This is a genomic window from Saccharothrix sp. NBAS 001 (assembly GCF_056640475.1).
In genome coordinates this window covers 1,072,760-1,094,930 of sequence record NZ_CM153251.1, presented here as the reverse complement: position 1 = coordinate 1,094,930, position 22,171 = coordinate 1,072,760, and the positions used below count along the sequence as shown (strand labels likewise).

General features: G+C 74.7%; 19 protein-coding genes and 2 pseudogenes. 9 read left to right on the top strand and 12 right to left on the bottom strand.

Annotated elements, in window-relative coordinates; genetic code table 11:
- Nucleotides 1-703 precede the first annotated feature (703 nt).
- Both AC0HI0_RS04940 and AC0HI0_RS04935 read left to right on the top strand, forming a co-directional pair.
- Nucleotides 704-2,380, top strand: coding sequence for a DEAD/DEAH box helicase (locus AC0HI0_RS04940; RefSeq protein ID WP_480931042.1), 1,677 nt, complete (start codon nucleotides 704-706; stop codon nucleotides 2,378-2,380).
- An 88-nt stretch (nucleotides 2,381-2,468) separates the two neighbouring features.
- A complete protein-coding gene (locus AC0HI0_RS04935; protein ID WP_480931041.1) occupies nucleotides 2,469-3,206 on the top strand; it encodes a DUF1684 domain-containing protein in 738 nt (245 codons plus the stop codon).
- Here the strand turns inward: AC0HI0_RS04935 and AC0HI0_RS04930 are convergent.
- From AC0HI0_RS04930 to AC0HI0_RS04915, 4 genes and pseudogenes are all read right to left on the bottom strand, one after another.
- A complete protein-coding gene (locus AC0HI0_RS04930) occupies nucleotides 3,166-3,348 on the bottom strand; it encodes a hypothetical protein (protein WP_480934566.1) in 183 nt (60 codons plus the stop codon). The two genes, AC0HI0_RS04935 and AC0HI0_RS04930, sit on opposite strands and share 41 nt — an antisense overlap.
- Nucleotides 3,349-3,520: 172 nt before the next feature.
- A complete protein-coding gene (locus AC0HI0_RS04925; protein ID WP_480934565.1) occupies nucleotides 3,521-3,706 on the bottom strand; it encodes a hypothetical protein in 186 nt (61 codons plus the stop codon).
- Between the two features lie 137 nt (nucleotides 3,707-3,843).
- A pseudogene (locus AC0HI0_RS04920) lies at nucleotides 3,844-3,918 on the bottom strand (hypothetical protein); the annotation flags it as partial.
- Between the two features lie 137 nt (nucleotides 3,919-4,055).
- Nucleotides 4,056-4,187, bottom strand: a pseudogene (locus AC0HI0_RS04915) (carboxylesterase family protein); the annotation flags it as partial.
- 19 nt (nucleotides 4,188-4,206) lie between these two features.
- Between AC0HI0_RS04915 and AC0HI0_RS04910 the strand changes: the two are divergent.
- The 3 genes from AC0HI0_RS04910 to AC0HI0_RS04900 are packed head-to-tail and all read left to right on the top strand — an operon-like array spanning nucleotide 4,207 to nucleotide 7,164.
- The gene (locus AC0HI0_RS04910) at nucleotides 4,207-5,634 is read left to right on the top strand and encodes a pyridoxal phosphate-dependent decarboxylase family protein (protein ID WP_480931040.1); all 1,428 of its coding nucleotides are present in this window, start codon (nucleotides 4,207-4,209) and stop codon (nucleotides 5,632-5,634) included.
- Between the two features lie 10 nt (nucleotides 5,635-5,644).
- Nucleotides 5,645-6,580, top strand: a complete 936-nt coding sequence (locus AC0HI0_RS04905; RefSeq protein ID WP_480931039.1) for a P1 family peptidase — start codon at nucleotides 5,645-5,647, stop codon at nucleotides 6,578-6,580.
- A 14-nt stretch (nucleotides 6,581-6,594) separates the two neighbouring features.
- Nucleotides 6,595-7,164: a DUF4865 family protein gene (locus AC0HI0_RS04900; protein ID WP_480931038.1), complete on the top strand. Its 570-nt coding sequence runs from the start codon at nucleotides 6,595-6,597 to the stop codon at nucleotides 7,162-7,164.
- On the opposite strand, the gene AC0HI0_RS04895 is transcribed toward AC0HI0_RS04900, so the two are convergent.
- From AC0HI0_RS04895 to AC0HI0_RS04885, 3 genes are all read right to left on the bottom strand, one after another.
- On the bottom strand, nucleotides 7,165-10,548 hold the full coding sequence (locus AC0HI0_RS04895; RefSeq protein ID WP_480931037.1) for a tetratricopeptide repeat protein: 3,384 nt from the start codon (nucleotides 10,546-10,548) through the stop codon (nucleotides 7,165-7,167).
- A gap of 124 nt (nucleotides 10,549-10,672) precedes the next feature.
- On the bottom strand, nucleotides 10,673-11,920 hold the full coding sequence (locus tag AC0HI0_RS04890) for a GGDEF domain-containing protein (RefSeq protein WP_480934256.1): 1,248 nt from the start codon (nucleotides 11,918-11,920) through the stop codon (nucleotides 10,673-10,675).
- A 477-nt stretch (nucleotides 11,921-12,397) separates the two neighbouring features.
- Complete coding sequence (locus AC0HI0_RS04885) at nucleotides 12,398-13,591, bottom strand: MFS transporter (protein WP_480931036.1); 1,194 nt, start codon at nucleotides 13,589-13,591, stop codon at nucleotides 12,398-12,400.
- A gap of 109 nt (nucleotides 13,592-13,700) precedes the next feature.
- Here AC0HI0_RS04885 and AC0HI0_RS04880 point away from each other — a divergent pair, with 109 nt between their 5' ends.
- On the top strand, nucleotides 13,701-14,555 hold the full coding sequence (locus AC0HI0_RS04880) for a nuclear transport factor 2 family protein (RefSeq protein WP_480931035.1): 855 nt from the start codon (nucleotides 13,701-13,703) through the stop codon (nucleotides 14,553-14,555).
- Between the two features lie 44 nt (nucleotides 14,556-14,599).
- On the opposite strand, the gene AC0HI0_RS04875 is transcribed toward AC0HI0_RS04880, so the two are convergent.
- On the bottom strand, nucleotides 14,600-15,223 hold the full coding sequence (locus AC0HI0_RS04875; protein ID WP_480931034.1) for a DJ-1/PfpI family protein: 624 nt from the start codon (nucleotides 15,221-15,223) through the stop codon (nucleotides 14,600-14,602).
- Nucleotides 15,224-15,248: 25 nt separating this feature from the next.
- Nucleotides 15,249-16,205, bottom strand: a complete 957-nt coding sequence (locus AC0HI0_RS04870; RefSeq protein WP_480931033.1) for a GlxA family transcriptional regulator — start codon at nucleotides 16,203-16,205, stop codon at nucleotides 15,249-15,251.
- Nucleotides 16,206-16,283: 78 nt separating this feature from the next.
- Between AC0HI0_RS04870 and AC0HI0_RS04865 the strand changes: the two genes are divergently transcribed.
- Both AC0HI0_RS04865 and AC0HI0_RS04860 read left to right on the top strand, forming a co-directional pair.
- Nucleotides 16,284-17,036, top strand: coding sequence for an aminotransferase class IV (locus AC0HI0_RS04865; protein WP_480931032.1), 753 nt, complete (start codon nucleotides 16,284-16,286; stop codon nucleotides 17,034-17,036).
- Between the two features lie 44 nt (nucleotides 17,037-17,080).
- Nucleotides 17,081-17,989: a hypothetical protein gene (locus AC0HI0_RS04860; RefSeq protein WP_480931031.1), complete on the top strand. Its 909-nt coding sequence runs from the start codon at nucleotides 17,081-17,083 to the stop codon at nucleotides 17,987-17,989.
- A gap of 9 nt (nucleotides 17,990-17,998) precedes the next feature.
- On the opposite strand, the gene AC0HI0_RS04855 is transcribed toward AC0HI0_RS04860, so the two are convergent.
- Both AC0HI0_RS04855 and AC0HI0_RS04850 read right to left on the bottom strand, forming a co-directional pair.
- Nucleotides 17,999-18,448 (bottom strand): Lrp/AsnC family transcriptional regulator, encoded by a 450-nt coding sequence (locus tag AC0HI0_RS04855; protein ID WP_480931030.1) that lies wholly within the window; start codon nucleotides 18,446-18,448, stop codon nucleotides 17,999-18,001.
- On the bottom strand, nucleotides 18,445-19,575 hold the full coding sequence (locus tag AC0HI0_RS04850) for a M24 family metallopeptidase (protein ID WP_480931029.1): 1,131 nt from the start codon (nucleotides 19,573-19,575) through the stop codon (nucleotides 18,445-18,447). The genes AC0HI0_RS04855 and AC0HI0_RS04850 overlap by 4 nt, the downstream gene beginning before the upstream one ends.
- Before the next feature lie 126 nt (nucleotides 19,576-19,701).
- Between AC0HI0_RS04850 and AC0HI0_RS04845 the strand changes: the two genes are divergently transcribed.
- Nucleotides 19,702-20,643, top strand: coding sequence for a 5'-3' exonuclease (locus AC0HI0_RS04845; protein WP_480931028.1), 942 nt, complete (start codon nucleotides 19,702-19,704; stop codon nucleotides 20,641-20,643).
- A 254-nt stretch (nucleotides 20,644-20,897) separates the two neighbouring features.
- Here the strand turns inward: AC0HI0_RS04845 and AC0HI0_RS04840 are convergent, their stop codons facing one another.
- The gene (locus AC0HI0_RS04840) at nucleotides 20,898-22,106 is read right to left on the bottom strand and encodes a GNAT family N-acetyltransferase (protein ID WP_480931027.1); all 1,209 of its coding nucleotides are present in this window, start codon (nucleotides 22,104-22,106) and stop codon (nucleotides 20,898-20,900) included.
- Between the last annotated feature and the right edge of the window lie 65 nt (nucleotides 22,107-22,171).

Below are 22,171 nucleotides of genomic sequence, written 5' to 3'. Positions count from 1 at the left end.
AGCACCGGCCGCCGCGTGCCGGTCCGAGACGGGGGCGGCTTGGGTGAGACGGCGGTCACCGACACGCAGAGCCACCGCCGTTCGGCCGCACGGGGGATGCACCGCATTTTCGTGCCCAGCCGGTTCCACAATAGCGCGGACAGGCACCGTTAGGCGAGATCGGGCTGGTCGGGGACGCACTGCGCCGGCGGTCGCAGGGCCGCTCGACCAGCCGGGTGACCACGGCTTCGGCGACCCGAACGTCACGCTCGGTATCCCGTCTCGATGGGGCCGAGGGGGCACCCGGCCACCCGCGCCCGGGGCGCGGGAGTATAGGCGAGGTATAGCGCCGGCCAGCACTGTTACCCAGCGGTGAACCCTGCGTTCCGGAAGTAGCCACGACCTGTTCGGGCAACGCCCTGCGGGCTTCCGCGAAAATGGACGGTGTTATCTTTCGCCCGCCCCGAACCCGATATTTGTTCGGATTTTACCGGAGGATTAACACCGGACCACCACCGACCGTTCACCGGGCATTCGCCGGCCCGGCACCGGAAGTCGACGCCCGCTCCGCCGAAAATGACCCGGCCCGGCACCGGACCGCCTTTGTGCGGAACCCCCGGCCCGCCGGAAACCGATCACGGTGACCGGGATCACGATGCCGGTGGGCGGGCTTTGGCGTACCCCTCGCCGAGCGGTTCCGGGGCGATCAGCGAGACTTGACGCCATGACCGCCGACGCGCCCGACGACGACAGGACCAGCTTCGCCGACCTCGGGCTCCGCCCCGAGCTGCTGCGGGCGCTCTCCGGACTCGGCTACGAAGAACCCACCCCCATCCAGCGGGAGGCCATCCCACCGCTCACCGACGGCCGCGACCTGCTCGGCCAGGCCGCCACCGGCACCGGCAAGACCGCCGCCTTCGCGCTGCCCGTGCTGGAGCGGATGGCCCCCGGCGGGCGCACCGAGCGGGCCCCGTTCGCCCTGGTGCTCGTGCCGACCCGCGAACTGGCCGTGCAGGTGTCCGAGGCGGTGCACCGGTACGGCCGCGAACTCGGCGCGCGGGTGCTGCCGATCTACGGCGGCCAGCCCATCGGGCGTCAGCTGCGCGTGCTGGAGCAGGGCGTGGACGTCGTCGTGGCCACGCCCGGCCGCGCGGTCGACCACCTCAACCGCGGCACGCTCAAGCTGGAGCACCTGGAGGTCGTCGTCCTCGACGAGGCCGACGAGATGCTCGACATGGGCTTCGCCGAGGACCTCGACGCGATCCTGGCCGAGGCGCCCGAGCAGCGCCAGACCGTGCTGTTCTCGGCGACCATGCCGGGCCGCATCGACCGGCTGGCCCGCACGCACCTGACCGACCCGGTGCGGATCACCATCAGCCGCGAGCAGGCCGAGCCCGGCGAGGCTCCCCGCGTGCGGCAGAGCGCCTACGTGGTGCCACGCGCCCACAAGCCCGCCGCGCTGGGCCGCGTGCTCGACGTCGAGGCCCCGACCGCGGCGATCGTGTTCTGCCGCACCCGCGACGAGGTCGACCAGCTCACCGAGACGCTCAACGGGCGCGGCTACCGAGCCGAGTCGCTGCACGGCGGCATCAGCCAGGAGCAGCGCGACCGGGTCATGGCCCGGCTGCGCAACGGCACCGCGGACCTGCTGGTCGCCACCGACGTCGCCGCCCGCGGTCTGGACGTCGAGCAGCTGACCCACGTGGTGAACTACAACGTGCCCTCCGCGCCGGAGTCCTACGTGCACCGGATCGGCCGGGTCGGCCGGGCGGGCCGCGAGGGCGTGGCGATCACGCTGGCCGAGCCGCGCGAGCACGGGATGCTCAAGACCATCGAGCGGGTCACCAAGCAGCGGATCCAGGTGGAGAAGGTGCCCACCATCGCCGACCTGCGGGCCCGGCGGCTGGAGCTGACCCGCGCGGCGCTGCACGAGAGCCTGCTGGAGGACGACCTGGAGGGCTTCCGGGTCGTGGTGGAGACCCTGGCCGACGAGTTCGACGTGATGGAGGTCGCCCTCGCCGCGGTCAAGCTGGCGCACGAGGCGAGCGGCGCGGCGGCCGACGAGGAGGAGATCCCCGAGGTCGCGCCGCGCGGCGACCGCCGCCCCGGCACCGGCGAGCCGCGCCGGGAGCGCAAGCCGCGCCGGCCCACGGCGGGCATGACCCGGCTGTTCGTCGGCGCGGGCCGCAGCGCGGGCATCCGGCCGCAGGACCTGGTCGGCGCGATCGCCGGCGAGGCCCGGCTCAACGGCCGGGAGATCGGCGCGATCGAGATCGCCGACCGGTTCTCCCTGGTCGAGGTGCCCGAGGGTTCGGCGCAGCAGGTGATCACGGCGCTGCGCGGCGCGACCATCAAGGGCCGCAAGGTGACCGTGCGGCGGGAGCGCGAAGAACTGCGCTGACCGTGCCCGGCATGTGGACGCGGTGGTGACGGCGGGCGCGCCCGTGGTTGATTCGCCGGTGTACGAACCTTTCGAGGGAGGACACCGGATGACCACGGTCGAGGACGACGCGCTCGCCACCGCGTGGGCGGCGTGGCACGCCGAGCGCGAGGCGGCGCTGCGGGACCCGCACGGCTGGCTCAGCGTGACCGCGCTGCACTGGCTCGACGGCACGCCCCGCGCCTACCCCGGGGTGCCCGGCGAGTGGAGCACCACGGGCACCGCCGCCCGCACCGGCACCGCCGAGCACACCCTGGCCGAGGCCGGGTCGACCCTGGTGGACGGCGCGGACGGGATCAAGGTCGAGGTGCTGCTGCGCACCGGCCGCTACGGGCTGCGGGTGCGCGACCCGCGCAACCCCGAGCTGGCCGCGTTCACCGGGGTGCCCGCGTACGAGGTGCGCCGGGACTGGGTGGTGGACGCGGAGTTCGAGGCGTTCGACCAGCCGCGCCCGATCGTCGTCGGCGCGGCGCGGGACGGGCTGGAGCACCGGTTCACGGCCGTGGGCCACGCCCGGTTCGAACTGGCGGGCGAGCCGCAGCGGCTGCTCGTGCACGAGTCCGGCGACCAGGTCCAGGTGCTGTTCCACGACGCCACGAACGGCGACACCACCGCGCCGTGGCGGACGCTGTTCGCGGACCGGCCGGTCGACGGGCGGATCCGGCTGGACTTCAACCGGGCGCTGAACCTGCCGTCCGCGTTCACGCCCTACGGCACCTGCCCGCTGCCGCCGGAGGGCAACGTGGTCACCGTGCCGGTCGAGGCGGGCGAGCGCCGGTACCGCTGACCGGGAAGTCCACCGGGACGGCGAGGTCGACGCCGCGCCACAGCGCCCGGGTCGCGGACACGTCGACCTCCTCGCCCCACCACCGCCCGCCGGGCGGGCCGGGGTCGCCGGTGCGCGCGAAGTCCGCCCACGTCCCCAGCATCCGGCGCGACAGCGCGTGCTCGGCGGCCCGGCCGGGCCGCCGAGCAGGAAGTCCGCGCCGGCCAGGTTGCCGAACGCGAACGGCACGTCGGCGGCGTGCCACGCGGGCGGGCGGCTGAACCGGTCCGGTGCCGTGCCGTGCGCCTCGGCCGGCCGGGTCGTGGGTTCGGCGATCACGTAGTCGCCCGGATCGTGCCGACCCGGTCGAACAGCCGGTACTCGGCGGTGGTGTGGCACAGCAGCGCGGGCACGTCGGCGGGCGGCGCGGGCAGCCGGTCGGCGACCGGGCCGAACAGCACCGGGTCCCAGCTCGGCGGCCCGGACCGCTGGGCACGGACCAGCGCGGTGGCCGACGCCACCGCCGACTCCGGCGTGGCCGGGTCGATCCAGGACGCGCCCCGGCGGGCGAACCCCCGGTGCAGCAGCGGTTCGGGACGCTGTGCGCGATCACCCGGCGCACCGCCCCGGGCACCGACTCGGCCAGGAACAGCGCGGAGCCCGCGCCCGCCGACTGGCCCGCGACGGTGCTGTCGCCGGGGTCGCCGCCGAACGCGACGATCTCGGCGCCCACCCGGTGCAGGGCGGCGCGCTGGTCGAGCGGCCCCGGTTCACGGGCCGGTCGTCGACGTGCCCGAAACCCTCGAACCCCAGGCGGTAGTCGCACGTCACGACGACCAGCCCGGCGCGGTGCCGTTCGGAGGACTCCGCCCGAACCGGGGCGGCGAAACGGCGCGGCCCGAACGGCGGCTCGGCGTACCGGATGCCGCGGAAGACGTCCACGCCGGACTCGCCGGCACCGGCTCGCACTGGCCTGCCCCGAAACCGTCCGCGCCTGGTCACAGCCGTCTACGCTGCCATGATGGGTGACCCGTTGATCTCGCGAGAGGACGCCTCGGAGGCGTTGGGGATGGTGGCCCGCGCCGCCGGCAAGTACCTGGACGTGTTGCCGCACCTGCCGGTGCGCGACCTGTCGCAGGCACACCTGGTCAAGGAGTTGGACGGGCCGCTGCCCGAGGACGGCGACGGAACCATGACCGCCGTGGCGGACCTGCTGCGGATCGGGACGCGCGCGGCGACGCACTCCTCCGGCCCGCGGTTCTTCCACTTCGTGGTGGGCGGATCGACGCCGGCCGCGCAGGCGGGCGACTGGGTGACGTCGCTGCTCGACCAGGCGGCCGGGCTGTGGCTGACCTCGCCGCTGGCCACGCAGGCGGAGACCACGGTCCTGCGGTGGCTCAAGGAGATGTTCGGCCTGCCGCCGACCTACGGCGGGGTGCTCACGCCCAGCGCGACGTTCGCGAACCTGACCGGGCTGGCGTGCGCGCGGCACTGGTGGGCGGCGCGGCACGGCGTGGACGTGACCGCCGACGGCCTGGTCGGGCTGCCCCGGATGCCGGTGTTCTCCAGCGGGTACGTGCACGCGAGCAGCCGCAAGGCGTTGCAGCTGCTGGGTCTGGGCCGCGACTACGTGCGCACGCTCACCCGGGACGACGCGGGCCGGCTCGACCTGGAGGCGCTGGACCGGGAACTCGCGGTGTCCGGCCCGGCGGTGCTGATCGCCAACGCGGGCGAGGTGAACGCGGGCGATTTCGACCCGGTCGACGAGATGGCCGACCTGGCGGCGGCGCACGGCGCGTGGCTGCACGTGGACGGCGCGTTCGGGCTGTTCGCCGCGTTGTCGCCGCGGACCGCGCACCTGGTGCGCGGCGTCGAGCGGGCCGATTCGCTCGCGGCCGACGGCCACAAGTGGCTCAACGTGCCCTACGAGAGCGGGTTCGCGTTCGTCAAGGACCCGCTGTCGCTCGGGCGCGCGTTCGGCGGGTGGAACGCGCCTTACCTGCCCGAGCCGGACGACGAGTTCGTCAACTACAACAACCTGGGCCCGGAGTCGTCGCGGCGGGCGCGGGCGTTCCCGATCTGGACCGCGCTGCGCGCGTACGGCAGGTCCGGGCACCAGGCCATGGTGGAGCGGCACCGGGACCTGGCGGTGCGGCTGGGCGGGATCGTGGAGCGCTCGGACGACCTGGAGCTGCTCGCCCCGGTGAACCTGTTCGTGGTGTGCTTCCGGTTCCGACCGCCGGGCGTGCCGGAGGACCGGCTGGACGAGCTGAACCGGCGGCTGGGCGAGGAACTGCTCGACGACGGCCGGGTGTACGCGGGCACGACCGTCTACCGGGGACGGGTCGCGCTGCGGCCGGCGATCGTGAACTGGCGGACCACCGCCGAGGACATCGACCTGCTCGCCACCGCCGTGCGCGAGATCGGCGCGCGGCTGGTCGGTCGGTAACATCGCGCTGGTGCGCAACGCGATCACCGACGTGCCCGGGGTCCTCGTGGGACACGCCACCCGGGTCGGCGGCGGCGCGCTGACCGGCACCACCGCCGTGCTGTTCCCGCCGGGCACCCGGGCCACCGCGAACGTCCGGGGCGGCGGCCCGGCCACCCGCGACACCGCCGCGCTGGACGCCCGGTACGGCGGGCGGGAGGTGCGCGCGGTCGTGCTGACCGGGGGCAGCGCCTACGGGCTGGCCGCCGCCGACGGCGCGGCCCGCGAGCTGGGCGCGCCGGTGCCCGCCGCCGCCCTGTTCGACCTGGGGCGCGGCGGGGCGTTCGACACCTACCCGACGGCCGAGGTGGGCGCGCAAGCGGTGCGCGCGGCCGGTCCGGTCGTGGCGCAGGGCAACGTGGGCGCGGGCACGGGCGCGCTCAACGCGTCGCTGAAGGGCGGTGTCGGCACGGCGAGCGCCGAGCTGGGCGGCGGGGTCGTGGTCGGCGCGGTCGCCGCGCTGAACGCGGCGGGCCTGGCCGTGGACCTGAGGACCGGGCTGCCGTTCGCCGCCGCGCTGGGGCTCGACGGGGAGTTCCCCGGGCCCGGGGGCGACGACCTCGACCGGCCGCTGCCGGCGTTCACCCACCCGTTCAACACGGTGATCGGCGTGATCGCCACCAACGCCCGCCTGCCCGCGCTGCTCCCGCTGGCCGACGCCGCGCAGGACGGGCTGGCGCTGGCCGTGCGGCCGGCCCACGGGCTGCCGGACGGCGACACGGTCTTCGCCGCGTCCACCGGCACCCACGACGCCCCGGCGGACGCGGTGGTGGCCGCCGCCCGGCGGGTGTTCGCGCGGGCGCTGGTGCACGGCCTGCTGGCCGCCGAATCCGTGACGACGCCGTGGGGCCACCTCACGGCCTACCGGGAGCACTACCCGCGCACCGCGGCCGGGTACCGACGCTGAACCAGGGGGAACCGATGCAGGCCATGCAGTACGAGATCACGCTGCCCGCCGACTACGACATGGAGATCATCCGCACCAGGGTGGCCACGCGCGGGTCGTCGCTGGACGCCTTCGCCGGACTCGGGCTCAAGGCGTACTGCGTGCGCGAGCGCGGCCTCGACGGCTCGCCGGTCAACCAGTACGCCCCGTTCTACCTCTGGCACGCGCTGGAGGGCATGAACGCGTTCCTGTGGGGGCCGGGCTTCCGGGGGCTGAGCGCGGACTTCGGCCGGCCGGCCGTGCAGCAGTGGACCGGTCTGGCGTTCGAGGCCGGCGACCTGTCCCGGACACCGGTCGCGGCGACCAGGCACACCTCCCGGATCCCGTCCGACGTCGACCCGGCCGAGGTGGTCGAGGAGGCGGTGGCGGCGCTCGCGGCCGGTCCGGGCGTGCACTCGGCGGCGCTGGCCGTGGACACCAGGCACTGGCAGCTGCTGCGGTTCACGCTGTGGCACGGCGAGCCGCCGGCGGACGGCGTCCGGTACCGGGTGCTGCACCTGTCCCGTCCGGGGCTGGACGACCTGCCGCGAGGCCGCCACTGGTGATCAGCCCCGGCGGGACCGGCCCTCGCCGGGGTTGCGGGCGCGGTCGGCGTAGGGGACCGAGACGTAGCCGGCCAGGTCCAGCACCCCGCCGGTGGTGCGGTCGAGTTCGCGGGCGAACGCGGTGATCTCGTGGTCGACGCGGTCCATCAGCCACGCCAGCAGCACCACGACGACGTCGGCCAGCACGCCGACCTGGAACGGCATCTCGTCGCGCTTGCCGGTGGTCACGGCGTGCGCGAAGTCGGTCATGCCGCGTTCGGTCAGCTCCAGCGGGCCGGTCTCGATCGCGCGTCTCATCGAGTCCACGACCAGCGGCACCACCGAGGCCCACGTGGCCCGGGAGGCGATCTCGCAGATCAGGCCGCCGCACAGCGCCGTGGTCCACAGCGCACCGGGGTCGCCCGCCCGGACCGCGCCCACCGCGAGGTTGGGCAGCAGCGCCGCGCCCTGCTCCCACTCCCCCTTCGCCACCAGCAGCTCCACCGCGTGCCGGTAGTGCTCCAGCGCGGCGGCGTGCGCGCCGAGCCCGGTCAGCAGCCGGCCCAGCTCGTCGTGGCAGGCGGCCAGGTCGAGCGGCCCGCCCAGCCGTTCGGCCAGCGCGACACCGACCTCCGCGTAGTGCCGGGCGGTCTCCAGCTCGCCCAGGTCGCGGTGGCACGCGCCGAGTTCGCGCAGCGCGGCCAGTTCCGCCGGGCCGTCGCCCTCGGCGTGGAACAGCTCCACCGCGCGCACGCCGGCGTCGACCGCGCCGGCCAGGTCGCCCGCCGCGTGGTGGCGCACGCACTCCTCCAGCTTGAACGCGGCCTGGCGCGGCCGGTCGTCCAGCTCCACGGCGACGTCGTGCCCCTCCACCGCGTACCGCACCGCGGTCGCGTGGTCGTCGCTCAGCTCACCCAGCACGCCGATCGCCTCCATCAGCCGAGCCCCGCCGCCGTTCGCGCGGAACGCGGCCTGCGCCTCCAGCGCGGCCTGCCGCGCCTGATCAGGTCTGCCCCGGTCGGCCAGCAGCCGCGCCATGCGCAGCAGCACGTCCGCCCGGTCCCGGCACGCCTCGCCCAGCCCCACGCACCGTTCGAAGTCCGCGAGCGCCTCCGGGTATTCCCCGCGCTGCGCGTGCCGCTGCCCGGTGATCCGGTAGCGCTCGGCCCACCGCGCGCCCACCTCGTCGGCGGGCAGGTCCAGGCCGGGCAGCACGCTCTCCAGCTTGGCCACCAGCCCGGCCGCCTCGGCGTCGTCGCCGGCCAGCGCGAGTTCGTCCAGCAGCACGTCGGCGTAGGACGCCGTGCCGGTCGCCGCGGTCCGCTCGGCGGCCGTGCGCAGCGCCGCGATCTCCCGGCGCAGCACGCGGGTCACCGGCTCGCGGGCCGCGCGCGCGACGCCCGCGAGCAGACCGCACTCGGCCAGCGCCGCCTCACCGTCCGTTGTGGACCGGTCCCGCCACTCGTCCAGCCGGCCGTTGACCGTGCCGACGTACAAATAGGACCGCTCGACGCCGCCGGGCGTGCCGGTGTCGACCACCGCGTGCGCGGCGGGCACCTCCTCGGCGGTCAGCCGGTGCACGACGGTCCGCGCGAACCCGGCCGCCAGGTTCGGCGGGACCGTCCACAGCGCACCGATGTAGCCGCGCGCGCCGGCCCGCACGAACTCGCGGCCCAGGCCCGTCCACGAGCGGCACGAGTTGTTGAAGACGATCGGGCGGTGCCGCAGCGCCGGCCGGTGCGGCACCAGCCAGTCCGGCAGCTCCCGGCCGCCCAGCACGATCCCGTCGTCGTCGCCGTGGGTGTTGAAGAACACCACCTCGACGGGCAGCCCGGCCAGGTCGTCCAGCGCCTCGATCGAGGCGTCCGCTCCGGACAGCACGATCGGGTGGGTGTGGTGGCCGACCCGGCGGACGCCGGGCGGCACGTCGTCGGCGCGGTAGTCGCCGTCGTCGAACACCAGGCTGAACGCGCCGGGGTGGCGTTCGACGGCGGCCCCGTACAGCTCGGTGAGCACCACCAGGGTCGGGTCGGCGACGACGTGCCCGATCGGTTTGCGGGTCCAGTCGGCCTCGTCGGTGTGCACGAACGAGTACGGCAGGCCGGTGGTGAACGCGGTCAGCCGCCGGTCGCCGACCTCCGCGACGGCGTGCGCCGGGACCTGGGCGGTGACCACGGCCCCGACCGCCGCGTACGGGTCGTGGTCGCCGGTCGACAGGTAGCGCCACAGCGCTTCCACGAACCCGATGCCCTTGACCGCGTCGCCGATCGCACGGGCGGCGGCGGTGACCCGTTCCTGCTCCTCGGCGACGACCCGCTGCACCTCGGCCAGGTCCGGCGGCGCGGTGATCACCAGGCGCGCGCCCCGGTGGTGCGCGTAGACCGCCGCGACCAGGGCGTCGGCGGTGCCGTCGTCCTCCACCAGGACGGCTTCGTCGCCGTCGGGCCGGCACCCGGCGAACGGGGGCGGCGGCGCGCCGGGAACCACGCGCAGCGGCCGGCCCAGCCGCAGCGCGGTGAACAGGGCGGCGGTGAAGTCGGCGTCCGGCGGCACGTCCAGCGGCTCCGGCGCGCCGTCGCGCAACGCCTGCCACGCGGCGGCGGTCAGGTTCGGGCTCTGCGACAGCCGCACCGCGTCGAGGCCGTCGAACAGCCGGCCGCCGCCGTCGGCCGGGTCGACCGCGTTGACCTCCTCCGGCGTCGGGTCGCACAGGAACACCGCACGCCGCACGCCGCACTTGCGCAGCAGGTCGGCGAGCCGCTCGTGGTGGCGCAGCCAGGACCGGTACGGCGTCAGCGCGCGGCGCAGCCGGTCGGCCTCGGCCGGGTCGTCCAGGGCGCGGCTCGCGGTGTACTCGGCGTGCAGCGCCAGGTAGTCGGCCTCGGCCAGCGGCGGCGGGCGCAGCGCGACGACCGGCGTGAACCGGTCGGCGGGCAGGCAGGACACCACCACGGCGGCCTCCCGCACCTGGTCCGGCCGGCACACCACGACGGTGTCGGCGACGTCGAACACCGGGGCGCTGGTCACCGTGAGGTGCACCTCGGAGCAGCCCGCGGGCAGCGCGACGGTCACCCCGCCGGGCACCTCGGCACACGGCGACGAGCCGCTGACGTGCAGCGACACCTCGCCGGGGAGGGCGAACGCGACGCCTTCGGCGGTCCGCGCGGCGGGCGCGTCGACCTCCAGCCGCCACTGCGCGGGCGCGGGCAGGTCGAACCGCTGCCGCAGCACCGTGCGCACCCGGCCGTCGCGGGACTCGTCCACCACGAGGTCGCGCGCGCCGGTCTCGGCGGTCAGGTGCTCGCTCACCGCGACCGGCGGCTTGCGGTGCACGTCGAGCAGGACGGCGCGCAACCGGCCCGCCTCGAAGCGGAACCGGATTCCGTGCGGGGCACCGAGGTCCACTGGCTCACAACCCTTGCTGCGGAGACTCCACCGGATGGTGGTGGCGTGCGGAAACTACGCCATCCACGCGGCCCTTCGACACAACATCCCGAGGGTGCGCGAGGTTGTTACAACCGAGGGGCGGTCAGCCGCCCGGCGGCTCGGAGCGGGCGGCGGGCATCCACCGCACGCGGCGCTGCCGGCCGGCCACCTGGACCTGGTCGCGGCCCAGGCGCTTCGCCTCGTAGAGGGCGGCGTCGGCGGCGGCCAGCAGCCCTTCCAGCGTGTCCTCGGCGACCTCCGGCCAGACCGCGATGCCGATGCTCACGGTGAACCCGTCGACCGTGCCGCCGGCGTCGTCGTCGGCCACCACCCGGTGCACCTCGCGGCGCATCCGCTCGGCGATCACCAGCGCCTCGGCCGGGTCGACGGCGGGCAGCAGCACGGCGAACTCCTCGCCGCCGAACCGGCCCACCGCGTCACCCCGGCGCACCACCCCGGACAGCGCGCCGGCGATGCGGCGCAGCACCGCGTCGCCGACCTGGTGGCCGTGGTTGTCGTTGATGTCCTTGAACCGGTCCACGTCGATCATGAACAGGCCGACCCGCGCACCGGGCGGCTGCCGGCGGGTGCGGTCGAGTTCGAGCCTGGCCTGGAGGTGCCACGCCTCGGCGTTGAGCAGGCCGGTCTTGGCGTCGGTGCGGGCGGCCAGTTCGAGCTGGTGGATCAGCACGGTGCGGTGCAGCGCGACGGCGGCCACCACCATCGGCACCGCGAACCCCGGCCACCAGGCCACCGCGAGCGCGACGAACGCGCCCAGCGCGAGCTGACCGGCTTCCAGCAGGTTGTCCGAGGCGCTGCCCACGGCGTCCTTGAGCGAGCGCGGCTTGACCGTCAGCAGGATCACGGTCGCCACCAGGGCGGTGTTGACCAGCCACTGCGCGGTGCCCGCGCCGACCAGCCCGACCAGGTCCAGCCAGCCCTCGGGGCGGTGCTGCCCGAGGCGGTCACGCAGGCCCGTGACACCCGCCACGGCACTCGCGGCGAGCGTGGCCAGCACCATCATCGACGTGGTGAACACGTTGCGGTGCGGCGGGCGGGAGGCGTCCCAGCGGCCGACCAGCCACCAGCGGTGCGCGTACATCAGCACGACCAGGGCGACCGCGAGCAGCGGCGGCAGCGCGATCGCGCCGGCCACGATCCAGATGCTGCACAGGTCGACGTGCGGCAACCGGCTGTGGTCCCGCCGGATCCGCTCGATCCAGCGGGAGCAGTGCAGGTGCAGCGCGGCGCACCCGGCCAGCACGCCGAACACGACCCAGGACTCGGCGGGTACCCGCCACGCGGCGCAGCCGGCGACCGCGACGAGGGCGAGCAGGTCCACCGACAGCACGTAGGCCAAGGCCGGTCGCGGCAGGGACCATAGTGACCAGCGTCGACCGCCCGACGACGCCGACCCCTGCCTGCCCATGCTTCCTCACGACCGTCTGATCCGGACTGCGACCGCGTCCGAACGGACCGTCACAGTAATTGTGACCTGCGCGGATGTCAGCCGCTACCGGGGTGACACGACCCACAGGAGGTGATCGCCGTGCGCGACAAGATCTGGTAGTGCTGTGTTGGATTTGCCGCGACTTCGTCGCGGCGGGCTCGGCCGCCTGGAAGTCGGTGCATCGCGCCGCGTTTCGCTCCGATCGAAAAGCGTGATCGGAGCGAAAGGCGGCGCGACACACCGACGCGGCCTCGCGTGGTGCTTGCGTGGGGGGGCTGGAAGGGGTGGGGGGCTGGAAGGGGTGGGGGGATGAAAGGGGTGGGGGGATGAAAGGGGTGGGGGGCTGGAAGGGGTGGGGGGATGAAAGGGGTGGGGGGGTTAGAGGTCGGTGGCGGAGGTGGATGTGCGGGACCAGGCGGCGGTCACCACCAGGGCGGATGCGACGCCGATCAGGCCCGCTACGGCGATGGCGGTGCCGGCCGAGCCGAACGCGGTGGCCAGCAGGCCGCCGCCGGCTACGCCGATGCCCTGGGTGGCCACCAGGCCGCTGCGGGCGAAACCCAGTGCTTGGCCGCGCTGGTCGTCGGGGACCAGGCGGACGAACGTGGCACCGGCCGTCACCTGGTAGGCGCTGAACACCCCGCTCACGGCCAGCAACGCCACCGCGCCGGTCAGGCCCGGGGTGCAGAGGTAGCCGACCAGCGGCAGCGCCGTCGCCACCGCGAGCAGGCCGAGCAGCCGCACCCGGCGGCGGGCCGGCAGGAACCGCAGCAGCACCGTCCCGAGGACCATGCCGGCCGGGTCCGCCGCCAGCAGCAGGCCGACGCCGCCCGCGCCCGCCCCGACCTCCGCCGAGAACGGCGCGGCCAAGCCCTCGGGCACCACCGTGAACAGCGCCAGCCACCCCAGCGCGACCAGCAGGCGCAGCCGCCGGTCCCGCCACACCAGCGCCGCGCCCGCGCGGATCCGCACGTGCGCGCGGGCGACCCGGTCCGGCGCGGGCCGGTGGCGCAGACCCAGCCGGAGCAGCACGGCGGAGGCCGCGAACGTCGCCGCGTCGGCGGCCAGCGCGCCGGACGTGCCCAGCCCGGCCACCGCGAACCCACCGCCGGCGAACCCGAGCAGCAGACCGGTCTGGTGGGTGATCAGGTGCACCGACTGCCCGGCCTCGTACCGGTCGCCCAGCACGGTCGGCAGCAGCGCGCCCTGCGCGGCGGCGAACGGGGCCTCGGCCAGCTGCGCCACCACCAGCAGGCCCGCGACCAGCGGCAACGGCACCCCGGGCACGGCCATCACGGCGAGCAGCCCGGCCCGCACGACGTCCGCCACGACCATCACCGAACGGCGCGGGTAGCGGTCGGCCAGGCCCGACAGGAGCACGCCCGACACCAGCGCGGGCAGCATGGTCAGGGCGTAGGTCAGGGCCGTCCAGGCGGCCGAGCCGGTGCGCTGGAACACCAGCACGGACAGCGCGACGCGGGCCAACTGGTCGCCGACGGTCGACAGGGCGGCGGCGGCCCACAGCACCCGGAACTCGGGCACGGCGAACGCCGCCCGGAAACCCGTCCCCAAGGCTCCTCCGATGAGTTTCCGCGCGCGTTCCGGTCATCCGTGCGTGCGGCGTGCGGCCAGGCACGCCACCGTACAAGCCCGGAGGACGGCGACGAGCGAGGTTGCGACCATGACGTTCGACTTCACGCAGGAGGTCGAGAACCACCGTCACGAGCTGCGGGTGCACTGCTACCGCATGTCGGGTTCGTTCGACGACGCGGAGGACCTGGCGCAGCCGGGAGACCTTCCGGGGCGAGTCGCCGTTCCGGGCGTGGCTGTACCGGATCGCGACCAACGCGTGCCGGGCCGGCGCGGCGTCCCGACGGACATCGCGGCGGCGGACGTGCCGTGGCTCCAGGCGTTCCCGGACGCGGTGCTCGACGCGCCGGCGGACGCCGAAGTGGTGGCGCGCGAGACGATCGAGCCGGCGTTCCTGGTCGCGCTCCAGCACCTGCCGGGCAAGCAGCGCGCGGTGCTGCGGGACGTGCTGGGCCGGCCGGCGACCGAGGTGGCCGGACTGCTGGACAACACCGTGGCGGCGGTGAACACCGCCCTGCAACGCGCGCGGGTCACGCTGCGCAAGCACCTGCCGGAGCGGCGCGCGGAGTGGTCGGGCGATTCGTCGGCACGGGAGAAGGCGGCGGTGAAGCGGTTCGTGGACGCCACCGAGCAGGGCGACCTGGCCGCAGTGCTGCGCGAGGACGTGGTGTGGACGATGCCGCCGCAGCCGGAGTGGCGGCGCGGGCGCGACGCGCTGGTGGCCGAGTGGGCCCCGGTCCTGACCGGGCCGACCGCGACGGGCCGGTGGCGCACGGTGGTCACCAGCGCCAACCGGCACCCGGCGGTGGCGTCCTCCGTACGGCGGCCGGGGTCGGAGGTGTTGGTGGCGGTGGACGTGCTGCGGGTGGAGGGCGACGAGGTCACGGACGTCGTCAGGTTCCCTTCCGACGTGTTCGCCCGGTTCGGCCTGCCCGCGTCGCTCTGACGGGCGCGGCACGGCGGCGCGGTGGCCGCCGTGCCAGCGCGCGGTCAGTCGGCGAGTTCGGCGCGCATCATCGCCAGGACCGATTCGGGCGCGGTCTCCGGCGAGCCCGAGTCGTAGGGCGGCTCGGGCGCGTACTCGATGAGCAGCTGGGTGAACCGGGCCCGGTCGTCGCCCCAGATCAGGCCGACCAGGGTGAGCGCCATGTCGATCCCGGCGGACACGCCCGCGCCGGTCACCACGTTCCCGTCGCGCACCACCCGGTCGGTGCTGACCACCGCGCCGAGGCGGGCCAGCTCGTCGCGCACCGCCCAGTGCGTGGTGGCGGGCCGCCCGGCCAGGATCCCGGCCTGGGCGAGCAGGGTGGAGCCGGTGCACACCGAGGTGGTCCAGGTCGCGGTCGGGTGCACCTCGCGCAGCCACCGGGCGACCGCCCCGTCCGCCAGCGGCTCGGGCCAGGCGCCGCTGCCCGGCACCACGATCACGTCGGCCCGGTCCACCTCGTCGAACGTGGCGGTCGGCGTGACGATCAGCCCGGCGTCGGCGGTGACCGGGTCCCGGGAGGCCGCGACGAACCGCACGGTCACGTCCGGCTGGTGGCCGAGCACCTCGTAGGGCCCGATCAGGTCCAGCGCGGTGAACTTCGGGTAGAGCACGAAAGCCAGGTCCATCGAGTGTCCCCCCTGTCGTCGGTGGTCAGGCCGCACCGGTGGTGCGGAACCTGTCGCGGTAGCCGCCCGGCGGCACGCCGAGCACCCGCAGGAACGCGCGGCGCATGGTCTCCGCGGAGCCGAAACCGCTGCGCCGGGCCACGACGTCGAGCCCCTCGTCACCGGACTCCAGCAGGCCCGCCGCCGCCTCGACCCGGGCCCGCTCCACGTACCGGGCGGGCGAGGCGCCCACCCGGCGCGGGAACACCCGGGCGAAGTGCCGCGGGCTCATCGCGGCGCGGCGGGCCATCCCGTCGACGGTCCACGCGGCGGCCGGGTCGTCGGCGATCGCGTCCAGCACGGCCCGCAGCCCCGGCTCGCGCACCGGGGGCACCCTGGCCCGCACGCTGAACTGGGACTGGCCGCCGGGCCGTTGCAGGAACACCACGAGCCACCGGGCGACCAACCGGGCCAGCGCCGCGTCGTGGTCGCGCTCCAGCAGCGCCAGCGCCAGGTCGATGCTCGCGGTGACCCCGGCGGACGTGGCCAGCCGCCCATCGCACACGAAGATCGCGTCCGGCACGACCTCCACGCCCGGGTGCTCGGCGGCCAACCGCCCGCAGTACGCCCAGTGCGTGGTGGCCCGGCTCCCGTCCAGCAGCCCGGCGGCGGCCAGCGGGAACGCGCCCGTGCACACCGACGCGACCCGCCGGGCCGGGCCCGCGACCCGGCGCAACTCCGCCAGCAGCACGGCGTCCCGCGCGGCCCGCTCGAACCCGAAGCCACCCGCCACGACGACCGTGTCCACCGGCCCGGCGACCTCCCGCAGGTCCTCGGCGGCCAACCCGATGCCGGACGCGGTGAACCCCCCGCCCACCGCGGCCAGCCGCACCCGGTAGCCACCGCCCCGCACCGCCGCCGCTCCCCGGAACACCTCGACGGGTCCGGCGATGTCCAGCAGCGCGGCGTCGGGGTAGCCGACGATCAGCACCTCGCGTTCCACACCCACCACCCTCTCGGCCCGCCGCGGTGGCGGCAACGACCCGCGACCCTCGATTCCTGCCACGTTACGGTCGGACCCGTGCTGAGGATCGAGATCGACGGCGACACCCCCACCGCGCACCAGCTCGCGCCCGCCGCGCTGGCCAACTACGGCCACTTCACCGCCATGCAGGTCCGCGACCGCCGGGTGCGCGGCCTCGACGCCCACCTGCGCCGGCTGGACGCGGGCCACCGCGAGCTGTACGGCACCGGGCTGGACGGCGACCGGGTGCGCGCGCTGGTGTCGCACGCCCTGGCCGACGACGTCCGCGACGCCGCCGTGCGCGTGGTCGTGTTCGGGCCCACCGACCCGTCCGTGCTGGTCGCCGTGCGCGACCCGACGACCCCGCCGGACCACCCCCAGCGGCTGATGTCGGTGGACTACCTGCGCCCGCTGCCGCACGTGAAGCACCTCGGCGGTTTCGGCCAGGCCCTGCACCGCAACCGCGCGGCCGCCGCCGGCTACGACGAAGCGCTCCTCACCACCCCGGACGGCGTGGTCGTCGAAGGGGCGATCTCGAACATCGCGTTCTTCGACGGCGACGACGTCGTGTGGGCCCTGGCCGACTGCCTGCACGGCATCACCATGCAGCTCGTGGAAGGCGCGCTGCCGTCGCGGCGGGCCGTCGTGCGCTTGGCGGACCTGAGGTCCTATCGCGGCGCGTTCCTGACGAACTCGATCGGCGTGGCCGCGGTGTCCGCTGTGGACGACGTCGAGTACGAAGTGGACGCCGAGGCGATCGGCCGGGTGCGCGCCGCGTACGACTCGGTGCCGTGGGACCCGTTTGAGTAGAACCCCGGATGTCCCGGGTACCGCCGGCGGGAGATCGTGTGGCGGTGATCGACACCCCGAAACGAGCGCTCCCGGTGGTCATGCAGGTGGCCGCCGTGCTGGTGGGCACCCTGGTGGCCATGTACACGGCCGGCTGGGTGGTGATGTTCGGCTTCTGGATCGGCAGCCGGGTCGTCGTGCTGGTCGCCATGATCCCGGTCTTCGGGCTGTACTACCTGATCGGCACGGTCACCAAGGACGCGAGCCCGCTCACCCGGACACCGGGGTGGCGGGTGCTGTGGGCGGCACTGGTGTCGGTCGTGGGCGCGATCGGTGTCGTGTTCTACTCCAGCGCGTTGGACGCCTGGAAACCGCACGGCCCGATGTGGCTGCTCTACGGCGGTTTCGCCGTGCCGGTCGCGCTGGTGGCCGCGATCCTCGCGCGCGGCGTGCTGCTCCCGCTGGGCGCGACGGTCGTGGCCGTGGCGCTGATCGCCGGGGCCAACAGCGGGCCGACGTGGCAGGAGCCGGACACCGCCAAGTCGCGGATCAGGGCGTTCGGCATCGCCCCGGTGATCGCCCGCCCCGCGCAGTACGCCTTCCCCACGGTCCGGATGGACGGCGACGAAGCGGTCGTGGAGTACGCGCCCCGCGAAGCCGGCCCGTCGCTGGGCGAGCACCCGAAGCTGGTGATCCGCCGGATCCCCTCGGCCCGCACCAAGGAGCCGATCTACCAGGAGGACCCGGCCGACCACGTCTGGATCACCCGGATCGGGGACCGCGAGGTGGTCGCCGTGGTGTCGAAGGAAGCCACCAAGGCGGCCGCTCGCGAGTTCGTGCTGGCCGCCACCCCGGCCACCGACGGCGAGGTCATGCGCCTGCTGCCGCCGGCCGACCGCTCGGCGCAGCGGGTGGTCGACCGGTTCACCGACACCATGACCCGGCTCGCCGAAGGGCGCGACCAGGTGGGCTGACCGGCCCGCTCAGACCGCCGGCGGCCGGTCCTCGTACGGGGTGGACAGCACGACCGTCGTCCGGGTGGACACGTTCGCCGCCTCCCGGATCTGCCGCAGCAGCTCCTCCAGCGCCGTCGGCGAGGCCACCCGGACGCGCAGGACGTACGAGGCGTCCCCCGCGACCGAGTAGCACGCCTCGACCTGCGGCAGGTGCTCCAGCCGCTTCGGGTAGTCGTCCGGAGCCGCCGGGTCGATCGGGGTGAGCGAGATGAACGCGGTCAGCGGCAGGCCGATCTCGTCGCCGTCCAGCCGCGCCGCGTACCCGCGCACCACGCCGCGCTGCTCCAGCCGGCGCACCCGCTGGTGCACGGCCGACACGCTCAGCCCCACCCGTTCGGCGAGGTCGGTGAAGCTGCACCGGCCGTCGGCCGCGAGTTCGCGCAGGATCGCCCGGTCTATCGGCTCCAGGTTGGTCACGCGGGCAGCACCACCAGTTCGTGAGGTCGGTTGTTGACGGCCTCGACACCGCTGTCGGTGGCGATCACGATGTCCTCGATCCGGGCGCCCCACCGGCCGGGCAGGTAGATGCCCGGCTCGACGCTGAACGCCATGCCGGCCTCCAGCACCAGGTCGTTGCCGCCCACGATGTAGGGCTCCTCGTGCACGTCCAGCCCGATGCCGTGGCCGGTGCGGTGCACGAAGTACTCGCCGAACCCGGCGTCCGCGATGACCTCGCGCGCGGCGGCGTCGACCGCCTCGCACGTGACGCCGGGCTTGACCGCGTCCACAGCGGCCTTCTGCGCGGCCTGGAGCACCGCGTAGGTGTCCCACACGTCCTTGTCGCGCGGCTCGCCCAGCACGTAGGTGCGGGTGGAGTCGGAGTTGTAGCCCTCGGCCACCGGGCCGCCGATGTCGACCACGACCACGTCGCCGGCCTCGATCACCCGGTCGGACAGGCTGTGGTGCGGCGACGCGCCGTTCGGGCCGGACCCGACGATCACGAACTCGGCCAGCTCGTGGCCCTCGGCGACGATCGCGGCCGCGATGTCCGCGCCCACCTCGGCCTCGGTGCGCCCCGGCCGCAGCCACTCGCCGACCCGCGCGTGCACCCGGTCGATCGCCGCGCCGGCCTTGCGCAGCGCCTCGACCTCCGAGGCGTCCTTGCGCATCCGCAGCTCGCGCAGGATCGGGCCGGCCAGCACCTGGTCGCCGCCGATCGCGCCGCGCAGGCTCAGGCTGTGCAGGGCGGGCATCATGTCCGCCACCGCGACCCGGTCGGTGCCCTTGAGCGCCCGGCGCACCAGCGCGTACGGGTCCTCGCCGTCGACCCAGGTCGCCACGTCGACGCCGAGGTCGCCGGTCGGCACGCCCGCGTAGCCGGGCTGCTCCAGCTTCGGCACCACCAGCACCGGCGTGCCGCCGACCGGCAGCACCAGGCAGGTGAGCCGCTCGAACGACGAGCCGCCTGCCCCGATCAGGTAACGCAGGTCCGAGCCGGGGGTGATGAGCAGGGCGTCCACGCCGGCGACGGTCGCCGCGGTGGCGGCCTTGTCCAGTCGCGCGCGGAGGGCGTCCACGTCAATGGGTCCAACATGGGTCGACATGTCTCGTTAGCCTAGTACTGCCAAGCCTGTCACGTGCCACTACACCTGATCAACACGGGCCGCGAACGACCGCGCACCCACCGTGCGCGCGGCGCGGTGTCGTACCCGTCTGGCAAGCTGTCCGGGGTGAGCAGCCCGCTAGTCCTCATGGACGCCGCCAGCCTGTACTTCCGGGCGTTCTACGCGTTGCCCGAATCCATGACCGCGCCGGACGGCACGCCCGTGAACGCGGTGCGCGGCTTCATCGACACCGTGACCAAGGTGGTCGCCGACCGCGGCGCCGGCCGGGTGGTCGCCTGCCTCGACGCCGACTGGCGCCCGGAGTTCCGGGTGGCCGCGCTGCCGTCGTACAAGGCGCACCGGGTGGCCGCCGAGGCGGCGGACGGCGAGGAGGACGTGCCGGACACGCTGACCCCGCAGGTCCCGATCATCCTCGACGTGCTCGACGCGGTCGGCATCGCCACCGCGGAGGCGGTCGGCTACGAGGCCGACGACGTGATCGGCACCCTGGCCGCCCGCGAGACCACCGACCCGGTCGAGGTCATCACCGGCGACCGCGACCTGTTCCAGGTGGTCCGCGACGAGCCCACCCCGGTCCGGGTGCTGTACCTGGGTCGCGGCTGGGCGAAGGCCGAGCTGATCGGCCCGGTGGAACTGGCCGCCAAGTACGCGCTGCCCGAGCAGGACGCGGGCCGGGCCTACGCCGGGATGGCCGTGCTGCGCGGCGACCCGTCCGACGGCCTGCCGGGCGTCGCGGGCATCGGCGAGAAGACCGCCGCCAAGCTGATCACCGAGTTCGGCTCGCTGGAAGCGGTACTGGCGGCCGTGCACGACGGCAAGGACCGCAAGCTCACCACCCGCGCCCGCACCGCCCTGATCAACGCCCAGGACTACCTCGCCGTCGCGCCCACGGTGGTCAACGTGGCAACCGACGCCGAGATCATCCAAGACCGCCCCGACCCGGTCCCGGCAGCCCCGGCAGACCCCGACCGAGTAGCGGACCTGACCCACCGCTGGGGCCTGGGCAGCTCACTCCCCCGCCTGCTGACCGCCCTGGAACGCCGCTGACCACCGGCTACCCACCCCAGCTGCCCAGGGACAGCCAGACCAGACACCCAGCCGCCACCCTTCACCCCTCTACCTGCTCCCTGCCCCCACCCTTCTCCCTGCTCCCTAGCTCTTCTCCCCACTCAAGCACCACGCGAGGCCGCGTCGGTGTGTCGCGCCGCCTTTCGCTCCGATCACGCTTTTCGATCGGAGCGAAACGCGGCGCGATGCACCGACTTCCAGGCGGCCGAGCCCGCCGCGACGAAGTCGCGGCATCAAAAATAAGTACCGCACCAGGGAACCTGGTCCACGGCGAAGAGGGTGTCGGCCCGGGCCACGGCTTCGGGTGACGACGACTCGAAGCGGCCGGTCATCGCGAGTGCGCCGAACGACACGTCGCCCAGGTAGGCCGCGCCGAGCAGGTCCACGTCGAGCACGAAGTCCGGTTCGTCGGTGGTCCGGGACGCGCCCGTCGACGTGATCCGGTACGCGCCGTCGTTCTCCGGCAGGTACCGGTCGCGCACGCCGATCACCACCGGCTCGCCCGCGCGGTACGTGCGCGCCGCCAGGGCCGCCTCCACGTCCAGCAGGCGCAGCCAGGTCTCGTCGCCCTCGTCCACCGACCGCAGCCCGCGCCGGTCGGTCAGCAGCCACTCGATCGGCTCGTCGACCGGACGGCCTTCGGCGACGACCTCGCCCACCAGGTCCACGCCCAGCAGGAACGTCCACAGGTCGGCCCACGCGCGCGGCGTCGCCGCCCACAGGTCCAGCACGGCCAGCACGGTCGGCTTCTCGTGGCCGAACTCCCACGACCCCTTGGTCACCGTGTAGGCCGCGTACCCGTCGTCGCCGTCCGGCCCCGACGCCACGGCGATCTTCAGGTTGTCCTCTTTCAGCGCGCGCTGCACGTTCAGGGTCCACCAGCCGGGCCAGCGCGCGATGGACCCGGGCCGGGCCGGCGACACCCGCTCGAACACCGCCTGGCACACCGCCTGCGCCCGGTCGGCCGCCGCCAGCCGCACCCGGCCTCCGATGGGCACCCGCGACCGCGCCTCGACCCGCTTGATCCGCACCTCGCGGTAGCGCGTGGCGACCCCGTAGCCGTACCGCCCGTAGATGACGCTCTCCGACGCCCGCAGCGTCGACGCCACGTCGCCCGCGTCGCGCATCGACGTCAGCTGGACCCGCTGCATCGACGACAGCACGCCGCGCCGCGTCCAGTCCGCCCGCACGCCGACCCGGCTGATCGCCGACATCGGCACGACCGCCCCGCCGGGCACGGTCAACGCGGAGGGGAAGGACTGCATGGTGCCCACCAGCTCGTCACCCGCGAACGCGCCCAGCACCCGACCAGGTTGGTAGGTCGTCCGGGCGGTCTCCCACGCCTCGTCGGTCGGCGGCGCGGAGTGCAGCGTTCCCCGGAACAGCGCGCTCGCGGCGCGGAAGTGGGCGTCGTCGAGTACGCGGATGTCGAGATCGGTCACCGCCTGATGGTGCCTGCCCGGACGCCGTCCCGCGACCGAGTTTCCCCGTGACCTGGAAAACGACG

What these genes read in the sequence shown, in the direction of transcription:
- AC0HI0_RS04875 (WP_480931034.1), bottom strand. Translation starts at nt 15,223, where the DNA reads ATGGACCTGGCTTTCGTGCTCTACCCGAAGTTCACCGCGCTGGACCTG.
- AC0HI0_RS04900 (WP_480931038.1), top strand. Translation starts at nt 6,595, where the DNA reads ATGCAGGCCATGCAGTACGAGATCACGCTGCCCGCCGACTACGACATG.
- AC0HI0_RS04940 (WP_480931042.1), top strand. Translation starts at nt 704, where the DNA reads ATGACCGCCGACGCGCCCGACGACGACAGGACCAGCTTCGCCGACCTC.
- AC0HI0_RS04850 (WP_480931029.1), bottom strand. Translation starts at nt 19,575, where the DNA reads ATGTCGACCCATGTTGGACCCATTGACGTGGACGCCCTCCGCGCGCGA.
- AC0HI0_RS04880 (WP_480931035.1), top strand. Translation starts at nt 13,701, where the DNA reads ATGACGTTCGACTTCACGCAGGAGGTCGAGAACCACCGTCACGAGCTG.
- AC0HI0_RS04930 (WP_480934566.1), bottom strand. Translation starts at nt 3,348, where the DNA reads ATGCTGGGGACGTGGGCGGACTTCGCGCGCACCGGCGACCCCGGCCCG.
- AC0HI0_RS04910 (WP_480931040.1), top strand. Translation starts at nt 4,207, where the DNA reads ATGGGTGACCCGTTGATCTCGCGAGAGGACGCCTCGGAGGCGTTGGGG.
- AC0HI0_RS04935 (WP_480931041.1), top strand. Translation starts at nt 2,469, where the DNA reads ATGACCACGGTCGAGGACGACGCGCTCGCCACCGCGTGGGCGGCGTGG.